Genomic DNA, 17,972 nt, shown 5'->3' on the forward strand with positions numbered 1-17,972 from the left:
ATAACAACAAATTATAGCGTGTATATTTTCTTAATTATGTTCGAATAACTGCCTTGCCTAAAATAAAAAATACCTCAATATTATTTTGCCGCCTATAGCCGCAAAATGGAGAGGGACAATGAAGCATCGCGTAATTAGTCATGCCTTTGTAAAGTTTCTTTCCAGTACAGCAATTATTACAATCAGTAGTTTTATACTGAAGGCAGATCCGGCTGCGGCTGCCTGTTCGTTTTCCCCTACACTTGGGAATGACACATATATCTGCGATAGCGGCACATCGGTTGGTGGTTTGACGGATACCAATGGCAATAACACATTATTGTTGCCATCAGGGGGTAGCGGAACAGTCAACGGCAATGTCACATTCGGTGCAGGAACAGACCGGATAGAGGTTCATTCTGGCACGATAGCCGGGAGCGTTGATCAGGGCGACGGTGCGGATGCATTCGTCATTACCGGTGGCAATGTCACTGGTAATATCCAGCAAGGCGGCGGCATTGACGACTTTCAAATGACCGGCGGTGAAATCGGCTCGCTTAATCAGGGCAATGCGCTCGATACATTCTTCATGTCGGGCGGCAGAATTGTCGATGCTTTTGATGACGGCGATTACGCTGTGATGACGGGCGGTCGCATCGGTCGCGTCAACATGAAACTCGACAACAACTATTTCAACATGTCCGGCGGCACTATCGATCGCAATCTGGTTGCAGGCTTTGGCAATGACACCATTATCGTTTCCTCTGGCATGATCGGTGGCAATATCAGCGTCAGTGGCGGAACGGATAGTGTTACAGTCACCGGCGGTACGGTGGCCGGCGACGTTCTTATGAGCTTCGGCAATGACCAGTTCAACTGGAACGGCGGCGGCATCATCTATGGCAATATCGACCTGGGCGCTGACAATGATACGGCGGTGCTTACCAATCTGACTGATGCCAATATTGGTGCAACCAAGCGCCTGACCGGTGGTGAGGGCGCTGATGCGCTGACGTTTGATAACGTCAAGACCGGCAAGGTTGGTCGCTTTGACAGTTGGGAGACGATCAATCTTACCAACGACACCCGTCTGACTTTCGATACGAACCTGATTTTAGGTGATGCCGGTACCGGAACAGGAACACTCAATGTCGATGCTGCCAGCACGATCTATGGTGGTTCTGCGCAAAGTGGGATCACAGCATTCTCGGTTAATCAGCTTGCTTCGGTCTTCAATGCTGGTCGTATTGATCTGACCAATGGTGGCGCAAGTACAAGCGATACATTCACCATCAAGGGCAATTATACCGGCCAGAATGGTCTTCTGTTTGTTGATACAGTGCTTGGCACCGATGCATCGCCATCTGACAAGCTGGTCATTGATAGCGGGAATGCATCAGGCTCGACCGGTATTGTCGTCAATAATGTCGGTGGTGCAGGTGCCTCTACCGTTTCCGATGGTATCATGGTTGTCGAAGCGCTCAACGGTGCAACGTCTGCCGGTGGAGCATTTTCGCTCAATGGTCGTGTTGCCGCCGGTGCCTATGAGTACTTCTTGTTCAAAGGTGGCGTCTCAGCCAACACCAACGAAAACTGGTATCTGCGCTCTACGCTGGAAAGCGGCAGTCATCCGGCTTCTGTTGTTCCAGAAGAAAACCTGACGCCTGAAGCGCCAGAAACGTCTCCACCTCCACCAGCACTGGAGCAACCGCCCGCTCCATTGCCGGTCGACCCCAACGATCCCGATCCCGAGGATACGTCTGCTCCGGTAACGGAAACCTCACCGCAACCGGAGGCACCGCCAGCACCGCCTCCTGCTGAAGCTGCAAATCCGCCAGCCACCTCAAATGGACATTCAGTCACGCCGGAGATTGGCTTTGAAGGTGCCGTCCCTCCTTCGCCGGGAGCTACACGTGTGGAGGGCGATGTCGTTCCGCTTTATCGCATGGAGGTGCCCGTTTATTCAGCTTTGCCTCCGGTCGCGCATCATCTGGCACTGACAACACTTGGAACATTCCACGAGCGTCGTGGCGAGCAGGACCTTCTCAGAAGCGGCGGTTATCTGCCGTCCACTTGGGCGCGTCTGTTCGGGCAGGATATCGATACGAAGTGGAAAGGCACTGTTGCACCCGGCCTTGATGGCAAGCTCTTCGGCATTCAGGCCGGGCAGGACCTCTGGGGCCGTGAAACAGATAGCGGCCATTCCGACCGCTTCGGGCTGTTCTTCGGCTATGCTCGCGTCACCGGCGACATCACAGGTCAGGCGCTTGGCTGGAATGATCTTGCCGTCGGCGATCTGGAAATGACGGGCACGAGCTTTGGTGGTTACTGGACGCATATCGGTCCGCAGGGCTGGTATCTCGATGCCGTTCTGATGGGCACATGGTATGGCGGCGATGCGAGCTCAAACGAGGGGCAAAGCATTGATGTTGATGGCCACGGCGTCACGGCTTCACTGGAAGGCGGCTACCCGATTGCGCTTAGCGAGAGCTGGACGCTGGAACCACAGGCACAGCTTATCTGGCAGAGCCTTTCGCTTGATGATCAGGCGGACCGCTATTCATCTGTGTCTTTTGATACAGACAATGCCTGGACGGGACGTATCGGAATGCGCTTGCAGGGAACCGAGGATACATCGATCGGCAAGCTGCGGCCTTATCTGAAAGCCAATCTATGGCAGAATTTCTCGTCCGATCAGACTGTGCGCTTTGCCACTGATCCGATTGTGGCGGACCTGAAAGGTACGTCGCTGGAAGTTGGTGGTGGTCTCACACTCGACATCACCGAGAAGGCAAGCATATACGCGACCGCCGATTACACCACCAATCTTGGTGGCGAACGCAACCGCATATGGGAAGGCAATATCGGTTTGAACGTGAAGTGGTGAGAAGCTGAGTCGCCACCCCGTAACCTGATGCGGCCGTAGCTTCGTTAACCGACTTGCTGCGGTCACATCCGCGTGATAGTTGCGTCTCCTGCCAATTCTAAAGCATGTCGCCCAAAAGTGGGAACCGGTTTTGGGATAAAGACATGCTTGAAAACAAAGACTTAAAGCGTGTCATGTGGATATGATAAAATGCGACACGCTTTAGGAGCACGCCATGGAACGACTGATCGAACGCAGCCTTTTCGCCAGTCGCTGGCTGATGGCACCCATGTATATTGGCCTCGCTTTGGCGCTGGTCATTCTGGTCTGGGTTTTCATGGTCGAGCTATGGCATTTGGCGCTGATCATTCCGTCAATGACAGTGAATGATGCTGTTCTTGGCGTGCTGGCACTGATTGATCTCAGCCTTGCTGCCAATCTTCTGATGATCGTGATCTTTGCGGGCTATGAGAATTTCGTCAGTCGCATGGATCTCGCCGATCACAAGGATCGCCCCGATTGGCAGGGTGAAGTCGATTTCTCAGCGCTGAAGCTGAAGCTCGTCGCCTCCATCGTGGCAATTTCCGGTATCCATCTTCTCAAGGTGTTCATGGACGTCGCCAAATACTCTGCCGATCACATTAAGTGGATGGTCATCATTCATCTGGTTTTCGTGATTTCGGGTGTACTTCTGGCGACGATGGACTGGATTGCCAATCACGGCAAGACGCTCAAGAAATCCAAAGTTCAGTCGTAATCAGACAGCGATTGCGTCGGCTTCGCGCAGGCGATAGCCGACGCCTGTTTCCGTTAAAATATAATGCGGCTGATCGGGAGATTTTTCGATCTTCTGGCGCAACTGGCGAACATAGATGCGCAGATACTGCACATCGGCCGCTGGTCCCCAGACATGGCTCAGAATATAGTGGTGTGTCAGCACCTTGCCCGCGTGCTGCACGAGCAGACGCAGAATTTCATACTCCTTTGGTGAGAGCTTTATCTCGGTCTCTTCGAGCTTGACGATGCGTCTGACCAGATCGACCGACAGACCGTCGCTCTGAAACACTGGCTTTTCACCCTGCTGATGCAGCTTGTGGCGCAAGGCAACGCGCGTTCGTGCGGCCAGCTCCTTCATGCCGAAAGGCTTGGTGACATAATCGTCGGCCCCTGTTTCCAGCGCTCGCACGATGCCTGCTTCATCGGTGCGGCTTGAAAGAATGAGGATCGGCAGCGTCTGCCCCTGTTCGCGCCAAAGACGAAGAAGCTCATGGCCGTCGGTATCCGGCAGGCCAAGGTCAAGCAGCACAAGATCAGGCTTTTCGCCGTCCAGAAGTGCTGATGCCTCGCGCGCATTGGTCGCTTCGACCACGGCGTAACCTTCGGTGGTAAGCCCAACCCGCAGCAATTTGCGAATGGGTGGCTCGTCATCGACCACCAGAATTTTGGGCTTGGGGTCGTTCATATGTTCCGGTCCATTTCTTGAGTTGGGAGCGGTATGGTTATTCTGAAACATGCGCCAGAACCGTCAGCCCTGTTTCCAGCCCGAATGGTTCCGCCCATTGCTTCGGTGAAACCACGCGCAATGGAAAGACCAAGGCCCGTTCCTGCCTGCACATGGTCGCCTTTGCGAACGCGATAGAACGTATCGAAAATCCGTTCAAGATCCACATCTGGAATGCCGGGACCATGGTCGCTGATTTCAAGCGTTACACGGCCACGTTCGACATGCGCGTCAAGAGCGATTTCTGAACCTTGCGGCGCATATTTTGCAGCATTATCCAGGAGATTGAACAGCACTTGCTCGAATAAAACCGCATCAAGCCGCACCATAGGCAGGTCGGCTGGCACCGCCACCTGAACTTTGTGCTGGGCCAAAATCCTGGTGGCGCGATGAAGAGCCGAACCCACGATATCACCGAGATAATAGAGCGACAGATTGGGCTCCATGGCACCTGATTCAATCCGCGTCATGTCGAGCAGATTGGCAATGAAGCGATTGAGCCGCTCGGATTGCTCAACAATGGTCGAGAGCAATTCCGTGCGATCATTGTCCGGCAGTGAACCGGAATAGTCGCGCAATGTGGTTGCCGCACCCATGATGCCCGCAAGCGGGGTTTTAAGATCGTGCGATATCGAGGTGAGAAGGGCAGAGCGAAGCTTGTCGGCTTCTGCTGCAAGCTTTGCCCGCTCGACATCACCAACAAGCTGCACGCGCTCGATAGCGATGGCCGCCTGATCGCTGAGCGCCTCAAAAAGCCGTTGCTGTTCTGGCGTGAGGATCGGCCCCTGCCGATCATTATCGAGGCCGATCACACCGACTGATGTGCGCGCGGTTTTGAGCGGAAGATAAAGCCGTTTGGCACCGGGCAGAGTATCCGCGCCGCGTCCCGCCGGCAGTTCATGCTCCCATGCCCAATGGGCCGCAGCAATATCGGCGTCGACAAGACTGTCATCAGGCGGATAGCCAGCGCGCACGGCGATGCTTTCGCCTTCCGGCAACAGGATGACAACGCGTACTTTGAGCATGGAGGCGATCTGAAAGGCGGTCGCCCAGAGCACATCGTCGAGCGAACCGGTTCCTGCGAGCTTTTTGCTGAACAGATAAAGGTCTTCCGTCATATGTGCACGCTGGCGCGCGGCGGTCGCTTGTCGCTGCACACGGCTTGCCAGATTGCTGGCGACGAAGCTTACAAGCAGGAAGAATGACAGCGCCACCACGCTTTCGGGATCGGCAATGGACAGCGTGTAGAGCGGTGAGAGGAAGAAGAAATTATAGGCAAATGCGCTTAAAACCGAAACGAACAGCGCTGGCCACAGGCCAAGCGTGACCGCAACACCGAGAACACCGACAACGAAAACCAGTGCGATGCTTCGCACGTCGAGAAACTGATCAAGCAGAAGGCCGACACCAAGCGCGCAGGCCGTCACGAGTGTTGCAGCGAGATAGGGCTTGAGGTTGTATCCGGTTGAATAGCTGACAGTTTTAATGCTGCGGGCGGAGCCGGCATTGTCGCGGTCAGCGGCAGCGGTGATATGAACGTCAATCGCACCGGAATGGCGGATCAGTGCATGGCTGACCGAGCCTTCGATTGCCTCGCGCCAGCGCGGCTTTGCTGATTTTCCGGCAACGATATGTGTGAAATTATGTGTTGAAGCATAGCGCACGAGGTCTTCGGCAATGCTTTGGCCGGGAATGATGATGGTTTCGCCGCCAAGCTGTTCGGCAAGTCGCATGGTTGCTGCAAGCCGATCCTTTGCTTCATCGGAAAGACTGGCAGAACGCGGCGTCTCAATATGAATTGCAGCCCAGGGCGCGCGCATCCGGTCGGCAAGCCGCCGGGCATAGCGGACCAGTGAAGCGCTGTTTGTGCGCTGGTCGACCGCAACAAGCACTCTGTCACCGGCAGCCCATGGCCCCAGAATGGCATTGGCACGCATGTGGGTCAGCAACTGTTCGTCCACACGCTGCGCGGTTCGGCGGAGTGCCAATTCACGCAAGGCAGTCAGATTGCCGGGAGAGAAATAGTTGCGAATGGCCCGCTTTGCGGTTTTGGGCAGATAAATCTTGCCCTGATCGAGCCGCTTGATGAGATCATCCGGCGTGAGATCAATCAGTTCAATATCATCGGCCCGGTCGATAATGCTGTCGGGTACAGTTTCGCGCACACGGATGCGGGTGATCTGCGCGACCACATCATTGAGACTTTCGACATGCTGGATATTGAGCGTGGTATAAACATCAATCCCGCTCGCGAGGATTTCTTCGACGTCCTGATAACGCTTGGGATGGCGGCTGCCCGGTGCATTGGTATGGGCCAGCTCATCCACCAGAACCAGTTGTGGCTTTCTGGCAAGGATCGCGTCGATGTCCATCTCATCAAGCCGATGGCCATGATAGGAAATTTCGGTGCGGTCGATGATTTCAAGCCCGTCGACAAGCGCCTCGGTTTCGGCGCGCCCATGCGTCTCGACAATACCGATCACGACATCAATGCCGTCAGCTTTGCGCGCACGCCCGGACATCAGCATTTCATAAGTCTTGCCGACGCCGGGAGCTGCTCCCAGAAATATCTTCAGACGGCCACGCGTTTCGCGCTCCGCCTGTTCAAGCAGCGCATCGGGGGAGGGCCTCATATCGCCAAGGCGAAGTTCATCCGATACCAAGCGTTGTTTCCTCGAAATAAAAAGGCGGCGGAAAGGCTCGCCGTTAGAGCGGCTCCGGTTTTAGCAGAATTAATGGAACCGCTCTATCTTCTCGTTTTTACGCATTATCCCACGCAAAACCGCTTCGCACTTTTGCTGGAAATGCTTTTATCTGCTCTGGTGGATTCAATTTGACGTTTGAATCCCGACTGATGCCCACACTGTATCAAACGTCAAATTCAAAAAAATCCACTAGATTCATAAACTTGCTAGTGGTCCTTTTGATTCCGACATTTGTCCGATGCCTGTAGCCGGGGTATGCAAATGTCGGAATCAGACCACTAGTTATGCCCTGTTCTGTCCAGAACAAGATTAAGTTTCAGCACATTGACGACCGGCTCGCCCAGAAAACCAAGCTCACGCTGTTCGATCTGCTGTTCGACGATACCGCGAAGGCTGGTTTCATCAAGTCCACGCGCTTTGGCAACACGCGCCACCTGAAAAAGGGCTGCTTCCGGCGAAATATGCGGGTCAAGACCGCTTGCCGAAGTCGTCACGAGGTTTATTGGCACCTCAGTACCGGGATTGCCCTGCTTGAGTGCATCCGCGTCGGCTTTGATGCGTTCGATCAGCACCGGATTGGTTGGTCCAAGGTTGGAGCCACCGGAACTGGCTGCATCATAGCCTTCCTTGCCTGCCGCAGAAGGACGGCCATGGAAATAGCGGTCGCCTGCAAATTTCTGGCCGATCAGTTCGGAGCCGATCACCTTGCCGTCTTTCTCGATCAGGCTGCCATTGGCCTGTTGTGGAAAGATTGCCTGCGCAAGACCTGTCATGCCAAGCGGATAGATCAACCCGGTGATGACGGTAAGGGCAACGATCATGACGAGTGCTGGACGAAGTTGTTTCAGCATTTTCTAGTTCCTTAAACCAGGCCGAGGGCGACTATGGCCATATCGATGGCCTTGATGGCGATGAACGGAACGATGACGCCGCCAAGGCCATAAATAAGCAGATTGCGCGACAGCAGGGCACCTGCACCGACAGGCTTGTAAGTAACGCCCTTCAGTGAGAGCGGGATCAGCGCGACGATAATGAGCGCGTTGAAAATGATCGCCGAGAGGATCGCGCTTTGCGGCGTTGCAAGCCCCATGATGTTGAGCGCGCCAAGCTGCGGATAGAAGGCGAGGAACATCGCTGGGATAATCGCAAAATACTTGGCAATATCATTGGCAATCGAGAAGGTTGTGAGTGCCCCGCGTGTCATCAGCAACTGCTTGCCGATCTCGACAATCTCGATAAGCTTGGTCGGATCGCTGTCGAGATCGACCATGTTGCCGGCCTCTCGCGCGGCAACCGTGCCGGTGTTCATCGCAACGCCGACATCAGCCTGTGCAAGAGCTGGCGCGTCATTGGTGCCGTCGCCGCACATGGCCACAAGCTTGCCTTTGGCCTGCTCCTGACGGATGAGTTCGAGCTTGTTTTCAGGCGTTGCCTGCGCCAGAAAATCATCGACACCGGCTTCTGCCGCAATGGCAGCTGCTGTCATCGGATTATCGCCGGTGATCATAACCGTGCGGATACCCATGCGTCGCAGTTCGGTGAAACGTTCGCGAATGCCGCCTTTGACGATGTCTTTGAGGTGAATGACACCGAGCAGACGACCATCTTTGCTGACCGCTAGCGGTGTGCCGCCGGACTTGGCGATTGTGTCGGCAATGGCTTGAAGTTCGTGAACGGTCTTTTCGTCAGACGTTGCTTGTTTGAGGACGGCATCCACTGCGCCCTTGCGGATGGAAGAACCATCGACATCGACACCACTCATCCGGCTTTGTGCGGTGAAAGGCACGAAGCTCGCATTGAGGCTCTGCATGTCGCGGCCACGCATGTCGTATTTTTCTTTGGCCAGTACGACAATTGAACGGCCTTCCGGTGTTTCGTCGGCAAGCGAGGCCAGTTGTGCCGCATCGGCAAGCTCGAGTTCATTCACGCCGCTAACCGGCATGAAAGCTGTTGCCTGACGATTGCCGAGCGTGATCGTGCCGGTTTTGTCGAGCAGCAAAGTGTCGACGTCACCGGCTGCTTCCACGGCACGGCCCGACATCGCAAGCACATTGAAGCGGACAAGCCGGTCCATACCGGCAATGCCGATTGCTGAAAGCAGTGCGCCGATAGTGGTCGGGATCAGCGTCACGAAAAGAGCCACCAGCACGATGACCGGGATATAGCCGCCAGCGTAAGAAGCGAAGCTCGGAATTGTTACAACCGCCAGAACGAAGATCAGCGTCATGCCTGCAAGCAGGATGTTGAGGGCGATTTCGTTCGGTGTCTTCTGGCGCTCTGCACCTTCGACAAGACTGATCATCTTATCGATGAAGGTCGAACCCTGTGCCGCCGTGATACGCACCTTGATCCAGTCAGACAGGACCTGCGTGCCGCCTGTAACCGCAGAGCGGTCGCCACCGGATTCACGGATAACCGGAGCGGATTCACCGGTGATGGCTGCTTCATTGACGGAAGCGACACCTTCAACGACTTCGCCATCGGACGGAATGATATCGCCTGCTTCAACGAGTACCAGATCGCCGACCTTGAGGCTTGTGCCGGGTACGGTCGTAAAATCCCTATGGCCTGCATCGCGGAGCAGCTTGGCTTGTGTTTCTGTGCGAGTACGGCGCAGGGATTCAGCCTGTGCCTTGCCGCGACCTTCGGCAACGGCTTCGGCAAAATTGGCAAACAGCACCGTGAACCAGAGCCACAGCACGATCTGGAATGAAAAGCCGATATCGGTGCCGCCAGTCGCAACGTCCTTCAGCAGAAGAACAGTGGTGAGCAGCGAGACGACCGCCACGACGAACATGACCGGATTGCGTGCAAGGCTTTTCGGGTTGAGCTTGCGAAAAGCGTCGCCGATGGCGGGAATGAGGATGCGGGCATCAACGATACTCGCGGATTGGGACTTGCTCATAGGGAACTCCAGAAAAGCGGACCCAGAAATTCTGCAGCAAAAACGATCATCAGGACTGCTGCGAGGATGAGGAGAATGAGGTTTGAGGGGCTGATCATTGGAATGTCTGCCCGTTGATCATAGAAAGATGTTCGGCCACAGGTCCGAGTGCCAGCGCAGGGAAGAAGATCAGTCCACCCACGACGAGAATGACGCCGATCAGAAGGCCAACGAAAAGCGGTCCATGCGTCGGGAATGTCCCGGCAGATTCCGGTGCTGCCTTCTTGGCAACCAGTGAGCCTGCAATTGCCATGGCTGGAACGATGACCAGAAAGCGGCCCATCAGCATCGCAAGACCGATGGTAATATTATACCAGGGCGTGTTGCCCGAGAGGCCACCAAAGGCCGAGCCGTTATTGGCCGTGCCAGACGTATAGGCATAGAGGATTTCCGAAAAGCCGTGCGGTCCGGGATTGGCGATGGAGCTTACGCCTGCTGGGATAACAGAGGCGATTGCCGTAAAACCAAGGATCGAGAGCGGCAGGCAGAGGACGGCAAGCATGGCCATCTTCACTTCTTTGGCTTCGATCTTCTTGCCCAGATATTCAGGCGTGCGTCCAACCATCAGACCGGCGACGAAGATTGCGACAATCACAAACAGAATGATGCCGTAGAAACCTGCGCCCACACCGCCGATGATGATTTCGCCCAGCATCATGTTGATCATCGGGATCATGCCGCCAAGTGCCATCATGCTGTCATGCATGGCGATAACCGCACCGCAGGATGCAGCCGTCGTCACCACTGCAAACAATGCCGACATGGTGATGCCGAAGCGGGTTTCCTTGCCTTCCATATTGCTGCCATCAATGCCAAGTGCATGGATCAGCGGATTGCCCGCAGCTTCTGCCCAATAGCAAATGGCGACACCAGCCAGGAACAGCACGCCCATGGCGGTGAAGATTGCCCAGCCCTGCCTTTCATTGCCGACCATACGGCCGAAAACATTGGTGAGCGATGCGCCGATGGCAAAGATCGCTACCATCTGGATCATATTCGAGATGGCATCGGGGTTTTCAAACGGATGCGAGGAATTGGCATTGAAGAAGCCACCGCCGTTGGTGCCAAGCATTTTGATGGCAAGCTGCGAGGCGACGGGTCCGAGGGCAATGACCTGACGCGCACCTTCGAGCGTGGTGGCCTCGACATAGGAGCCGAGCGTTTGCGGCACCCCAAGTGCAACGAAGGCCAGTGTCATGATGATGCAAAACGGCAGCAGGATGTAGAGTACGCAACGCGTAAGATCGACCCAGAAATTGCCAAGCGTCTTCATGGATTTGCGCGAGAAGGCGCGAATGAGCGCTATAGCGATAGCCACGCCTGTCGCCGCTGACACGAAGTTCTGCACCGTAAGACCAGCCATCTGGGTGAGGTAAGACATGGTGCTTTCGCCACCATAGTTCTGCCAGTTGGTATTGGTGACGAAGCTCGTTGCGGTGTTGAAGGCGAGGTCTGCCGGTACATTGCTCATACCCATCGGGTTAAAAGGCAAAGAACCTTGCGAGCGCTGCAAAAAATAAAGCAGCAGGAAGCCTGCAAGATTGAACAGCAGCATGGCGGCGGTATAGCTCGTCCAGTGCTGTTCCTCGCGCTCGCTTGTACCCGCCAAGCGAAAAAGCCCCCGTTCTATGGGAACGAGGACAGGCGAAAGGAAAGTGCGCTCGCCATTGAAAACGCGTGTCATATAGCTGCCAAGCGGCTTTACGAGCGCGATGATGATCCCGCAAAAGATGAGGATCTGTATCCATCCATTGATTGTCATGGTTTTTCCCAAGCCCTGATCAGGCTCAAATCAACTGCTTATTCAGAACCGTTCTGGACGAATGAGCGCGTAAAGAAGGTAGGCGGCAACAAAAGCCGCGACCAAAGCGCCAGCGATATATTCAATCAGCATGGCGGGTTCCTCAAAGCTTCTCGCAAAGTCGCAAATAGCCAAACAGCATTGCGAAAAAAGCGATGCCGATACCAAGAACGGCGATATCCATTGTCATTTCAATTGCCCGTGGCCTGATCGCCTATGGGCTCCCTGTTTCACAGCGGGCACTATGCCGCTGTTGCGCATAGGGTTTCGAGAGAGAGGAAAAGGCTGAAAAATAAAAAAGTCATATATGTTTTGGCGTCGGGTTAGGGGCAGAGCACATCCCGATGAGTGGGAACCGGTTTTCGGAACAAGATGTGCATGACAACAAAAAAGCGCGCCGCAGAAAACGGCGCGCTTCAGATCTTGCACTTTGCGGATGCGTTTTAAGGGTTCAGATCGTCAAAAGCCTTTGTGATCGCATCTTTCGGGCTTTTGCTGGCAATAAGGCTTGCCAGAAGAATGCGGGCCTGACCGGGACGCAGGGTCTGCGAATGCGCAGCACCGGCTGCAACCAGATCATGGCCTCCACCGCCGCCGCCATAACCCGGCACCAGCACGCCAGTGGGCACGCGGCTTGAAACCACAACCGGGATGTTGCGTTTCGTGCATTGCTGCACGGCTTCAACGATTGCCGCGTTGGCATTGCCGGAGCCGAGAGCTGCGAGGACAATGCCGTTGGCTCCTGCCTGAATGCTCGCCTGAATATGCACGTCATCGCAACCGGGATGGATTGCAACGATATCAACGCGCGTTCCGCTGACGGATGTGGGCAGGTGGATTGCATCCGGGGCTTCAAGATCACGCACTGATCTGAAAGCGTCGGCATGGTCACTGCTGTATTTGAAGGCACCCCATGCCGGAACGGTCCTGCCGCCAAAAGCAATCAGCACACCCTTTTCCGCATTTGCCGGGTCTGCTGCCATTTGGATCGCTGTCGTCAGATTGGAAGGACCATCCGCATCGGGATGATCGGCAGTGAACTGCGCGCCGGTGAAGATCACAGGCTTGGAAAGGTTGCGTTGCAGGTGAACGAGCAGCGCTGTTTCTTCCATGGCATCGGTGCCATGCAATACAACGATGCCATCGATTTCTGCATTTGCGATTTGCGCTTCGACAGCGTCGCTGATGGACTGCATATCAATCAGTGTCAGGCTGGATGAATCCTTTGCCATCAGATCGATTGGGCGTAACCGGGCATCGACATCGCCCAGCGTTGCAAGCAGATCGTCGCCATTGAGCGTCGGTGTGCTTGCGCCATTCTTGCCGCGCTTGCTTGCAATAGTTCCACCGGTGGCGATGACCGCCACCAATGGTTTGAATTGCCTGTTATTCACTCTTTCCCCTCACTCAGCCGCTTTTTTCGGTATCAGCTGCGCGTTGTGCCGCCAGACGATAGATTCGATCACGCAAACAATACCAGCCAATAACGAGCGCGGGTATAATGATAATCAGCGAACCAATAGTATAGGAGCCAACGGGGTAATCTGCAGCCATCAGAACCAGAACGCCCAACAGGAACGCAAGCGTCAGAATGCCGGTATAGGGTGCGCCGAACATGCGGAAATCGGGGCGGGCAATTTCACCCTTGCGCGAAAGATGCCAGAGCTTGAGCTGGCATAGAATGATCACACCCCAGGCAGTGATGATGCCGAGCGATGCGAGGTTGAGCGCGATTTCAAACGCGGCCGCAGGCACAACGGCATTGAGTCCAACGCCGATTGCAGTGACGACAGCGGTGACAGCAATACCACCATAAGGAACGCCGTTCTTGTTCATCCTGGCAAGTGCTGCTGGTGCGGAACCGGAAACTGCCATCGAATGCAGAATGCGTCCGGTCGAATAAAGACCGGCATTGAGCGATGATAACACTGCCGTCAGCACGACGAGGTTCATGATGATATCTGCACCCTGAATACCGATCTTGCTGAAGAATGTTACAAACGGGCTTTCGCCACCGGAGTAAAGCGTGTGCGGCAACAGCATGGTGAGAAGCAGAACTGAACCGACATAAAAGACCAGCAGGCGGAAGACGACGGTGCGGATTGCGCCCGGCATGATCTTGCGTGGGTCTTCAGTTTCTCCTGCCGTGGTGCCGATCAGTTCGATCGAGGCATAGGCGAAGACCACGCCCTGTATGATAACAAGTGCTGGTAATATGCCGTTCGGGAAGAAGCCCCCGCTCTCACGGATGAGATGGAAACCCGGCTGATGACCGTCAATCGGTGTGCCGGAAACAACGAAATAAATGCCGACAAGCAGGAAGATCACGAGCGACAGCACTTTGATAAGGCTGAACCAGAACTCCAGCTCGCCAAAAACCTTGACCGAGAGCAGGTTCATCGACAGCACGAGCACCAGTGCGGTCATTGCAAACATCCACTGGTCGATGCCTTCGAGCCATGGAACATAATGCTTGAAGAAATTCATATAGAGCGCAACAGCGGTCACATCTGCAATCGATGTCATTGCCCAGTTGAGCCAATACATCCAGCCTGCCGCAAAAGCCATCTTCTCGCCGTAGAACTCACGGGCATAGGAGACAAAGGAGCCGGAGCTTGGGCGATGCATGATCAGTTCGCCAAGCGCACGCAAAACCAGAAATGCGAAAAAGCCGCAGACCGCGTAAACGAACACAAGTGACGGGCCAGCCTGCGCCAGTCGTCCGCCTGCGCCCAGAAACAGACCCGTTCCGATTGCTCCCCCGATGGCAATCATCTGAATCTGACGTGGCTTCAGCGCTTTGTGATAGCCGTGGTCTTCCTCTTTGAAGACTTCGCGTTCGGCCGGTGTGGCCTTGATAAATTCCGTTGACATCGCTCCTCCCTGAGAGCTCGGTTTTGTTGAGGCCATCGCTTTAAGCTGTGCTCACAAGGGAGAACGCCATTCCCTGGCATTCCCGAAGCTGTCAAAATACATGGGGCTCTAACGCCGCCCGGCAATGCATCTTCAATTGTGCTTTGACGCATGCTCTGTTGGCAAGACCACTTTCCCGCTAAACGAGCCGGTCCTGAACATGCCTCAATGGTTCCCTGTTGAGTTTCTGTAAAGCTGCATGACAGATTTAATGAAGGTCTTAACGCATATCAGAAATCTCTAGTCAAGTTCACAAGTGTGTTGACGCTTGTCACAAGGAAGAGTAACCGAGTTGAATCTGTCTGACAGCATGACAGATAAATCTGGTTTGGGTTCAGGAGGACAAAGTGGTCGAGATGCGCGTTGAACATGATCTGCTCGGTGCAAAGGAAGTTCCCGCAGATGCTTACTGGGGCGTCCATACAGCCCGTGCAGTGGATAATTTTCAGATCACAGGCGTGAGCATCGGACGTTATCCCTATCTCGTTCGCGGCCTGACTTTTGTGAAAGAAGCAGCAGCACTCGCCAATCATGAGCTTGGTTTGCTGAGCCGCCAGAATCTTGATGCAATTGTAAGCGCCTGCCGTGAAATCCGCGATGGCGCGCTGCATGATCAGTTTGTCGTTGATGTCATTCAGGGCGGTGCGGGCACATCCACCAACATGAATGCCAATGAGGTTATTGCCAATCGTGCGCTGGAATTGCTGGGGCATGAGAAGGGCGACTACGCACATCTGCATCCAAACGATCATGTCAATCTCAGCCAGTCTACCAATGACGCCTATCCGACTGCCATCAATGTCGGGTTGATCGAAGCGATTGACGAACTGGCCGATGCCATGGAAATTCTTCAGGCATCGTTTGAGCGCAAAGCGCGCGCGTTTGACAAGATGCTGAAGGTTGGGCGCACGCAGCTTCAGGACGCGGTGCCGATGACGCTGGGTCAGGAGTTCCGTACCTTTGCGGTTATGCTCGGTGAGGATCGCTTGCGGCTTCTGGAGTCGGCCAAACTTCTGCATGAGATCAATCTCGGGGCGACGGCAATCGGTACCGGGCTTAACGCGCCAAAAGGCTATGCAGCGCTTGCCTGTGAGCATCTTTCGCGTCTGACCGGCCGTCCGCTGGTCACCGCCAGCGATCTGATTGAAGCAACCCAGGACCCGGGCGCTTTTGTACATCTTTCAGGCGTATTGAAGCGTGTCGCAGTCAAGCTTTCCAAGACCTGCAATGATCTGCGGCTCCTGTCTTCGGGCCCGCGCGCTGGCATTGGCGAAATCAATCTGCCTGCGGTGCAGGCCGGATCAAGCATCATGCCGGGCAAGATCAATCCGGTGATCCCGGAAGTGGTCAATCAGGTGGCATTTGCGGTTATCGGCAGCGATATAACGATCACCATGGCGGCCGAAGGCGGTCAGTTGCAGTTAAATGCTTTCGAGCCGATCATCGTGCGTTCGCTGTCCGAAAGCATCAGCCACTTGGGTGCTGCCTGCCGCATTCTTGCAGAACGCTGCGTGGATGGCATTACCGCCAACCCGGAAATCATGGCACGCCGCGTGGAAGAATCCATCGGCCTTGCTACAGCGCTTAATCCGCTGATCGGCTATTATGCCGCCACCAAGGTTGCGCAGGAAGCGCTTGCGACCGGGCAGACTGTGCCAGAAGTTGTGCTTGCACAGGGGCATATGACAGCCGATGAATTGCAGCGGGCACTCAAGCCGGAGCACCTCGCCAATCTGGCCGTTGAAGCCGAGATATAAAAGCATTTCCGGCAAAAATTGCGAAGAGGCTCGCCGCAGATTTACTCTGGCGAGCCTTTTTCTTTGGCGATGATCGTGGTGACGGCCAGCTTCACCTGTCCGAGATGGTTCTGCATTGCAAGACGTGCCTGCTCCTCGGAACCAGCCTTAATCGCTTCTGCGATCTGGCGATGCTCGATATTGGAAGCTTCACGACGTCCGGCCATCAGATTGACGAGTTCCGACTGGCGTGAAAGTGCGACGCGGGCATCTGCGACGATTTTTGCAAACATCGCATTGCCTGACGCCAAAGCAATCATGCTGTGAAACTCGGTATCGAGCAGCACCCATTTATGCGGATCGGTCTGCTTGTCCATGCGGTCGCAAAGATCAATCAGCTTTGCCAATTGCTCTTCTGTGTGCCGTAGTGCTGCCCAGCCTGCTGCTGGCACTTCGATGAAAGGGCGAGCTTCGATAAGATCGCGTGCCGAATACCCGCCATAGCTTAGTTCCGGTCCGGGGGCATCTTTGAGCACATAAGTGCCACTGCCAGTGCGTGTCTGAGTAAGGCCAAGCGTTTGCAGCGAGCGCAATGCTTCGCGCACAATGGGGCGACTGACGCTATATTTTTCAGCAAGTTTAGCTTCGGATGGGAGGCGCGTTCCAATGGTCAGTCGTCCGGTTGTAATCGCGGAACGGATATCATCGAATACGATTTCAGCCGCATTTTTCCGACTTACCGGGCTGCTATTGGCCAACCATTCAATCACGACGCTGAACCCTCCCACTTCAATCCAGAGCATTTTTGGATTAAGCTGAATTATTAGAAATGCTCTATCTTTTTGTTTTTACGCACATCTTTTCCGAAAACCAGTTCCCGCTTTTCGGGATGAGCACTAACTTGTCTAACAGCTAGGCAATTTATGACAGCAGGGCAACAGCTGTTTCAGACAAGATGAATATTTGACGAAGAACTTAGCGCTTGAGGGCGTGATAGCGTCCGTGGTGATAGATGAGCGGCTCACCTTCGCCAGTGACGATCTTAAGCGCGCGACCAATGACGATGGCATGGGTATGACGTTCGATGATTTCTTCGACCTCGCAGTCAATGGAAGCGAGCGCACCTTTTAGTGCCATAGCGCCGCTTTCGAGTTCATACCATTCAGCGTCCGCGTAACGGGCGGCACCCTTCTCGCCATTCCGGCCTGCGAAACGGTCAGCAATAGCCTGTTGCTCGCCCGAAAGAATATTGAGACAGAAATGACGTTCAGCATTGATTGTCGGCCATACTGACGCGGTCAGATTAATATTGACGATGATTGTCGGTGGCTCGACTGAAAGAGCGGTTGCAGACGTGACGGTTGCGCCGGTTCTGGCGTCCCCGGTTCCTGCGGTCAATACACTGATGCCGGCAGCAAGCTGTCGCATCGCGGCTTTCAATTCATCCGCCGTGGCCGTATCGGGGGTTAAATCAAGCGCCGCGGAGTTCAGTCTGTTCGGGTGTGCCATCGATCATGCCAACCGGAA

Annotated in this window: 13 protein-coding genes; 3 read left to right on the top strand and 10 right to left on the bottom strand. The window is 54.8% G+C overall.

Translation table 11 applies throughout. The features are described from left to right. Positions 1-118: 118 nt before the first annotated feature. Together CEV32_RS21970 and CEV32_RS21975 are read left to right on the top strand one after the other, a co-directional pair. On the top strand, positions 119-2,866 hold the full coding sequence (locus CEV32_RS21970) for an autotransporter family protein (protein ID WP_094579260.1): 2,748 nt from the start codon (positions 119-121) through the stop codon (positions 2,864-2,866). 214 nt (positions 2,867-3,080) lie between these two features. Then, positions 3,081-3,602 carry a TIGR00645 family protein gene (locus tag CEV32_RS21975; RefSeq protein ID WP_094579261.1) on the top strand — a complete coding sequence of 174 codons (522 nt, stop codon included), beginning with the start codon at positions 3,081-3,083 and terminating at the stop codon, positions 3,600-3,602. On the opposite strand, the gene CEV32_RS21980 is transcribed toward CEV32_RS21975, so the two are convergent. The 8 genes from CEV32_RS21980 to CEV32_RS22015 all read right to left on the bottom strand — a co-directional run bounded on the left by CEV32_RS21980 (position 3,603) and on the right by CEV32_RS22015 (position 14,670). Next, a complete protein-coding gene (locus CEV32_RS21980; RefSeq protein WP_094579262.1) occupies positions 3,603-4,307 on the bottom strand; it encodes a response regulator transcription factor in 705 nt (234 codons plus the stop codon). It abuts the gene before it with no gap. Next, positions 4,304-6,979, bottom strand: coding sequence for a sensor histidine kinase (locus CEV32_RS21985; RefSeq protein WP_235818871.1), 2,676 nt, complete (start codon positions 6,977-6,979; stop codon positions 4,304-4,306). The genes CEV32_RS21980 and CEV32_RS21985 overlap by 4 nt, the downstream gene beginning before the upstream one ends. 350 nt (positions 6,980-7,329) lie before the next feature. Next, entirely contained in the window at positions 7,330-7,902 is a 573-nt protein-coding gene (kdpC, locus tag CEV32_RS21990; RefSeq protein WP_094579264.1) for a potassium-transporting ATPase subunit KdpC, read from the bottom strand. Positions 7,903-7,913: 11 nt separating this feature from the next. Further along, on the bottom strand, positions 7,914-9,956 hold the full coding sequence (gene kdpB / locus CEV32_RS21995; RefSeq protein WP_094579265.1) for a potassium-transporting ATPase subunit KdpB: 2,043 nt from the start codon (positions 9,954-9,956) through the stop codon (positions 7,914-7,916). A gap of 94 nt (positions 9,957-10,050) precedes the next feature. Continuing rightward, entirely contained in the window at positions 10,051-11,757 is a 1,707-nt protein-coding gene (gene kdpA, locus CEV32_RS22000) for a potassium-transporting ATPase subunit KdpA (RefSeq protein ID WP_094579266.1), read from the bottom strand. Positions 11,758-11,799: 42 nt separating this feature from the next. Then, positions 11,800-11,889, bottom strand: a complete 90-nt coding sequence (gene kdpF / locus CEV32_RS22005; RefSeq protein WP_036567035.1) for a K(+)-transporting ATPase subunit F — start codon at positions 11,887-11,889, stop codon at positions 11,800-11,802. A gap of 350 nt (positions 11,890-12,239) precedes the next feature. Next, on the bottom strand, positions 12,240-13,190 hold the full coding sequence (locus CEV32_RS22010) for an asparaginase (RefSeq protein ID WP_094579267.1): 951 nt from the start codon (positions 13,188-13,190) through the stop codon (positions 12,240-12,242). Between the two features lie 13 nt (positions 13,191-13,203). Continuing rightward, complete coding sequence (locus CEV32_RS22015; RefSeq protein WP_094579268.1) at positions 13,204-14,670, bottom strand: amino acid permease; 1,467 nt, start codon at positions 14,668-14,670, stop codon at positions 13,204-13,206. A gap of 395 nt (positions 14,671-15,065) precedes the next feature. Here CEV32_RS22015 and CEV32_RS22020 point away from each other — a divergent pair, with 395 nt between their 5' ends. Next, positions 15,066-16,466, top strand: a complete 1,401-nt coding sequence (locus CEV32_RS22020; protein ID WP_094579269.1) for an aspartate ammonia-lyase — start codon at positions 15,066-15,068, stop codon at positions 16,464-16,466. Positions 16,467-16,507: 41 nt separating this feature from the next. On the opposite strand, the gene CEV32_RS22025 is transcribed toward CEV32_RS22020, so the two are convergent. Further along, the gene (locus tag CEV32_RS22025) at positions 16,508-17,233 is read right to left on the bottom strand and encodes a FadR/GntR family transcriptional regulator (RefSeq protein WP_094579496.1); all 726 of its coding nucleotides are present in this window, start codon (positions 17,231-17,233) and stop codon (positions 16,508-16,510) included. A 187-nt stretch (positions 17,234-17,420) separates the two neighbouring features. Beyond that, complete coding sequence (locus CEV32_RS22030) at positions 17,421-17,954, bottom strand: flavin reductase family protein (protein WP_094579270.1); 534 nt, start codon at positions 17,952-17,954, stop codon at positions 17,421-17,423. Between the last annotated feature and the right edge of the window lie 18 nt (positions 17,955-17,972).

Source organism: Brucella rhizosphaerae (genome assembly GCF_002252475.1).
Lineage (GTDB): Bacteria > Pseudomonadota > Alphaproteobacteria > Rhizobiales > Rhizobiaceae > Brucella > Brucella rhizosphaerae.